5 protein-coding genes are annotated in these 5,158 nt (G+C 76.8%); 2 read left to right on the top strand and 3 right to left on the bottom strand.

Annotation, left to right across the window (positions count from 1 at the left end; all coding sequences use genetic code 11):
- Positions 1 to 92 precede the first annotated feature (92 nt).
- Positions 93 to 875: a peroxide stress protein YaaA gene (gene yaaA, locus FOE67_RS15915; protein WP_182664812.1), complete on the top strand. Its 783-nt coding sequence runs from the start codon at positions 93 to 95 to the stop codon at positions 873 to 875.
- A gap of 44 nt (positions 876 to 919) precedes the next feature.
- Here yaaA and FOE67_RS15920 read toward each other — a convergent pair whose 3' ends face one another.
- The 3 genes from FOE67_RS15920 to FOE67_RS15930 all read right to left on the bottom strand — a co-directional run bounded on the left by FOE67_RS15920 (position 920) and on the right by FOE67_RS15930 (position 3,888).
- Complete coding sequence (locus FOE67_RS15920) at positions 920 to 2,158, bottom strand: bifunctional RNase H/acid phosphatase (RefSeq protein WP_182664813.1); 1,239 nt, start codon at positions 2,156 to 2,158, stop codon at positions 920 to 922.
- An 8-nt stretch (positions 2,159 to 2,166) separates the two neighbouring features.
- On the bottom strand, positions 2,167 to 2,910 hold the full coding sequence (locus tag FOE67_RS15925; protein WP_182664818.1) for a zinc ribbon domain-containing protein: 744 nt from the start codon (positions 2,908 to 2,910) through the stop codon (positions 2,167 to 2,169).
- A 123-nt stretch (positions 2,911 to 3,033) separates the two neighbouring features.
- Positions 3,034 to 3,888, bottom strand: a complete 855-nt coding sequence (locus FOE67_RS15930) for a Nif3-like dinuclear metal center hexameric protein (protein ID WP_182664815.1) — start codon at positions 3,886 to 3,888, stop codon at positions 3,034 to 3,036.
- Positions 3,889 to 4,325: 437 nt separating this feature from the next.
- Between FOE67_RS15930 and FOE67_RS15935 the strand changes: the two genes are divergently transcribed.
- Positions 4,326 to 5,158, top strand: an 833-nt coding sequence (locus FOE67_RS15935) for a hypothetical protein (RefSeq protein WP_182664816.1), incomplete at its 3' end; no start/stop codon positions are given.

A 5,158-nucleotide genomic window follows, 5' to 3' on the forward strand; every position in this document is an offset into this window, starting at 1 on the left:
CCTCCCACCCCACCCGGCGCGACCGGCCCGTACCCTGGCCGGGGTCGGCCGCAGGGGCCGGTGAGGGGGCCGAGGCGAGGAGAGGGAACGCCGTGCTGGTGCTGCTGCCGCCGTCCGAGGGAAAGGCCGAGCGGGAGGGGGACGGTCCGCCGCTGGACCTCGACTCCCTCTCGCTGCCCGGGCTGAACGACGCCCGACGAACCGTGCTGACGGAACTGGTGGAGCTGTGCGCGGGTGACCCCGACAAGGCCCGTGAGGTGCTGGGACTGGGCCCGCGTCGGGCCGGGGAGATCGCCCTCAACGCCGCCCTGTGGTCGGCACCGACGCTCCCGGCCGGCGAGTTGTACACCGGTGTCCTGTACGACGCCCTCGATCTGCCCTCGCTGGACGCGGAGGCCGCCGGGCGGGCCGCCGAATCGGTCCTGATCTTCTCCGGACCCCTGGGGGCGCTGCGCCCCGGCGACCGGGTGCCCGCCCACCGCTGCTCGGCGGGGGTGCGGTTGCCGGCGCTGGGCGGGCTGGGGCCGTTCTGGCGCGGTCCGATGGCGGAGGTGATGCCCGCCGAGGCCGGCGACGGCCCCATCCTCGACCTGCGCTCGGCCGCCTACGCCGCCCTGTGGAAGCCGACCGGCGAGCAGGCGCGCCGCACCGTCACGGTGCGGGTGCTGCACTCCCGCACCGTGAACGGCGAGGAGAAGCGGAGCGTGGTCAGCCACTTCAACAAGGCGACCAAGGGACGGTTGCTGCGGGACCTGCTGGAGTCCGGGCTCCGGCCTGCGGACCCGGCGGCCCTGGTGGAGGCGTTGAGGGAACTCGGCCACCGGGTGGAGGAGTCCGGCGCGGGCCGGGTGGACATCGTCGTCACCGAGGTCTGAGGGTTCCGGCGTCCGGCCCGCCGGGAGGGCCGGACGCCGGAACCTCAGCGCAGGTGGGAGGTGTCGTTGAGGAGCCGCACCGTGGCGTTGCCGTCGGCGTGGTGGGCGACCTCCGACAGCGAGGCGGCGGACAGTTCCATGCGGAACAGGGACTCGGGCGGGGCGCCGAGCGCGAGCCGCACCAGCGACTTGATCGGCGTGACGTGGGTGACCACCAGGACCGTGCGCCGGGGATGGCGGGCGATCACCGCGTCCCGGGCCGCCGCGACCCGCCGCGCGACGGTCGCGAAGCTCTCCCCTCCCCCGGTGGGACGGGCCCGGGGCGAGGCCAGCCAGGCGTCCAGATCCGCCGGGTGGCGTTCGCGCACCTCGGCGAAGGTCAGCCCCTCCCAGGCGCCGAAGTCGGTTTCCCGCATCCCCTCCTCGACCCCCACCGGGAGCCCGAGGCGCTCGGCGACCACCTCGGCCGTCCGCCGACAGCGCAGCAGCGGCGAGGTGACGATCGCCTCCACGCCGCCCCGGGCGGCGAGGGCCCCGGCCACCGCCCGGGCCTGTTCCAGTCCCGTCGGGGAGAGGTCCGGGTCGCCGCCGCCGCTGCCGGAGAAGCGCTTCTGCGGGGTGAGGGGGGTCTCGCCGTGGCGCACCAGCAGCAGCGTGGTCGGCGGGCCGAGGTCGGGACCCCAACCGGGCGTCGTACCGGCGGGGGTCCCGGCGCCGGCCCCGGCCCGGGGGGACCCCTCGGCGGGGTCCGCGGCGGGGGCCGGCGACACGTCCGCGCCGGGATCACCGGCGGCGAGCGGTTCCGCCGTCGCGGTCCCGGTGCCGACGACGGCGGAGTCGGCGGGCCGCCAGGACTCGCCGCGGCCCGCGGCGTCCATCGCCTCGTTCGCCAGGCGGTCGGCGTGCCGGTTGCGCTCGCGCGGGATCCACTCGTAGCGCACCCGTTCGGGAGGCAGGATCGCGCGGGCCTCCTCGGCGAGGGGCCGCATGTCCGGGTGCTTGATCCGCCACCGCCCGGACATCTGCTCCACGACGAGTTTGGAGTCCATCCGCACCCGCACCCGGGCCGTCGGGTCGATCCCGGCGGCGGCGCGCAGACCGGCGATCAGCCCCCGGTACTCGGCCACGTTGTTGGTCGCCCGCCCCAGCGCGGCGGCGGTCTCGGCCAGCACCCCGCCGCTCGCGTCGCGGACCACGGCGCCGTACCCGGCGGGCCCGGGATTGCCCCGGGACCCGCCGTCGGCCTCCACGATCAGCGTGCGTGCCTCCCCGGTCCCGGACACGCCCGCGCTCACAATCCCGAGTCGGCGGTCCGCACCAGGACCCGACCGCAGTTCTCGCAGCGCACCACGGTGTCGGCGGGGGCCCGGCGGATCTCGTTGAGCTCGGTGACGTCCAGCTCCAGCCGGCAGCCCTCGCACTGCTTGCGGTACAGGCGCGCCGCGCCGATGCCGCCGTACTGCCCGCGCAGCCGGTCGTACAGCTTCAGCAGGGCCTCCGGCAGCGTACGGGCCACCGCCTCCCGCTCACGGCGGACACCGGCGACCTCCTCCTCGATCTCCCGCGAGGCGGCGTCCCGGCGCTCGCGGACGACGGCGGCCCGGTCCTCCAGGCCGCCGACGATGCCGTCGGCCTCCCGGGCGCGCTCGGCGGCGGCCTCGTGGCGTTCCATGATCTCCAGGACGACGTTCTCCAGGTCGTCCTGACGGCGGGCCAGGGACACGAGTTCGCTCTGCAGGCTCTCCAGGTCCTTGGGACTGGCGACGGCGCCGGAGTCCAGGCGCTGTTGGTTGCGCTCGGCTCGGCGGCGGACCTGGTCGACGTCCTGCTCGGCCTTGGTCTGCTCGCGGGCGGTGTCGCCCTCCTCGGCGCGGGCGGCCACCAACAGGTCGCGCTGTTGGGTCAGTTCGGCCTCCAGCTCGCGGAGTTCGGTGTGCTCGGGAAGGTTGGCGAGCCGGTGGTCGAGCTGGGTGAGCCGGATGTCCAGGGCCTGCAGGTCGAGGAGGCGGAGCTGGTCGGTGGGGTCGGCGTTCAGTTGGGGGCTCCCGGGGTCACGGATCGGAGGGGACGGCGGACGCGTCCTGCCGGCGGGCGGCCGGGGGACGACGGGAAGGCGAGGGGGAACTCGATGGGGAACCGGGTGGAGGGGCACCGGCGCTCAGCGCAGCATGACCGCGTGGGTACTCCACGGATCGGTGACCCGCGCGGAGACGCGGACCTCCAGATCCCAGCCCGACTCCGCGGCGATGGCGGTGAGTTGACCGGCGGCCTGCTCGCACCACGGGTGCTCGGTGGCCCAGTGGGCGGCGTCCAGCAGGGCCGGGCCGCGGCCGGTGTGCGCGGTGGCCTCGGTCGCCTCGGAGGCGGGGTGGTGCCGCAGGTCGGCGGTGAGGTAGGCGTCGGCCCCCAGGGCGCGCACCCGCTCCAGCAGGCCGTCGCCGGATCCTCCGCAGACCGCGAGGGTGCGCACGGTCCGTTCCGGGTCCCCCGCCGCCCGGATGCCCTGCGCGGTGGCGGGCAGACGGGCGGCGGCGTGCTCGGCCAGGGCCGCGAGCGTCATCGGCACCGGCAGCTCCCCGAAACGGCCCAGTCCGCGCCGACCGGTGGGATCGGCGGGGTCCGGAACGAGGGGGACGAGAGGGGAATCGGTTCCCATCCCCAGGCGGCCGGCGAGGGCGTCGGAGACACCGGGATCGGCGCGGTCGGCGTTGGTGTGCGCGACGTGCAGGGCGATGCCGTGACGGATCAGGGAGTGCACCACCCGCCCCTTGAAGGTGTCGGCCGCCACGGTGGTGGTGCCCCGCAGGTAGAGGGGGTGGTGGGTGACCACCAGATCCGCGTCGCCGGCGACGGCCTCCTCCACGACGGCGGGCACCGGGTCCACGGCGAACAGCACCCGGCGGACCGGGGCGTCCGGCTCGCCGCAGACCGTGCCGACGGCGTCCCAGTCCTCGGCGGTGTCGGGGGGCCAGAGTGCGTCGAGGGCGCTGATCACATCGGTGAGTACGGGCACGCGCCCAGGCTACCCGCCCCGTCGGGGGGCACGGGGCGCCCGGGAGGGCCCGTCCCCGGGGCACCCGGGACGGGGGTTGTCACGGGGAGCACCGTGGGACCCCGCGGGGGCGGAAACCCCTCGGGGTGTCACCCGTACGCGTGAAGCCTTCCCGCACACGTTGTTCGGCCGGTGGGACCAAACCTAACGTCCTCACCGGAGGTGGTCGGACCATGACCGTCGGCGTCACCACGCGGCCGAACGTCGCGCACAGCGAGCCCGCCCGGCAGACCGGGCGGGCCGACGCTCCCCCGGGCCTCCCGGTGTCCGGGCGGGGCGTCGGCGGGCGCGCACCGGCGTCGGGGGACAACGCGCCGGTGATACCGCCGTTCCCCTCCGCTCCCCCGCCGGGCGCCCCCGCCGCGGGGGCGGCCCCCGGCACGCGGCCGGAGCCACCGGTGGCCACCACCGACCTGTCCCACGCCGCCCGGCTGGTCCGCCCCCCGGTGCCGCCGGGCCCGGGCGGGGGCGGCGGGGAGCCCCGGGCGCGCTACGCGGAGCGGTGGACCCTGGGCGGGCCCGAGCCCTATGTGGTGCCGCTCCCGGCCGGCCGGGTGGAGGCCGCGCACACCCAGGTGCTTGCGCTCTCCGACGGCTTGGTGCTGCTCGCCCGGCCGGAGGACGACGGGCACCGCTTCGTACTGCTCTATCCCTCGGGGCCGGGCACCGCCGAGGTGCCGCTGGGCGGGCTCTCCGGGCCGGGGCTGCGGCTGCTGCCCCCCGTGCCCGGCGGGCGACGGGCGTACGCCCTGCTGCCGGAGGCCGGTGCCACCGGCGTGTGGTTGATCTGTGGCGGCGGGCTGCGGGCCCCGGCGCGGGTGGCCCGGATCCCCGGCCGCTGTTCCGGCGGCGCGTGGCTGGACCGGGAGGGGCGCCTGTTGGCGGTGGACCGGTTCGACGGGGCCACCGGCCTGACCCGGGCCGTGACGGTGGACGTGGTGGCCGGCGGGGAGGCGGTGCCCCTCCTGCAGATCGGTGACCACAGCAACGACCGGGTGCTGTTGGCGGACCCGGACAGCGGCCTGCTGCTGGTGCGGTCGGACGCCCCCGGCGCCGACCGTCTCGGCTGGGGGGTGCTGGGCAGCCGCAATCCGGCGCGCTTCCCCGACTCCCTGCACCCGGAGGGTCCGGCTCCGCGCCCGCTGGCGATCCAGCCGGGTCAGGCGCTGATGCCGGAGGGGTGCGCGGTGGCGCTCCACCTGTCGGGCCCGGAGGGGGACCGGGTGGGGGT

The sequence above is a fragment of the Streptomyces calidiresistens genome (genome assembly GCF_014141525.1).
Lineage (GTDB): Bacteria > Actinomycetota > Actinomycetes > Streptomycetales > Streptomycetaceae > Streptomyces > Streptomyces calidiresistens.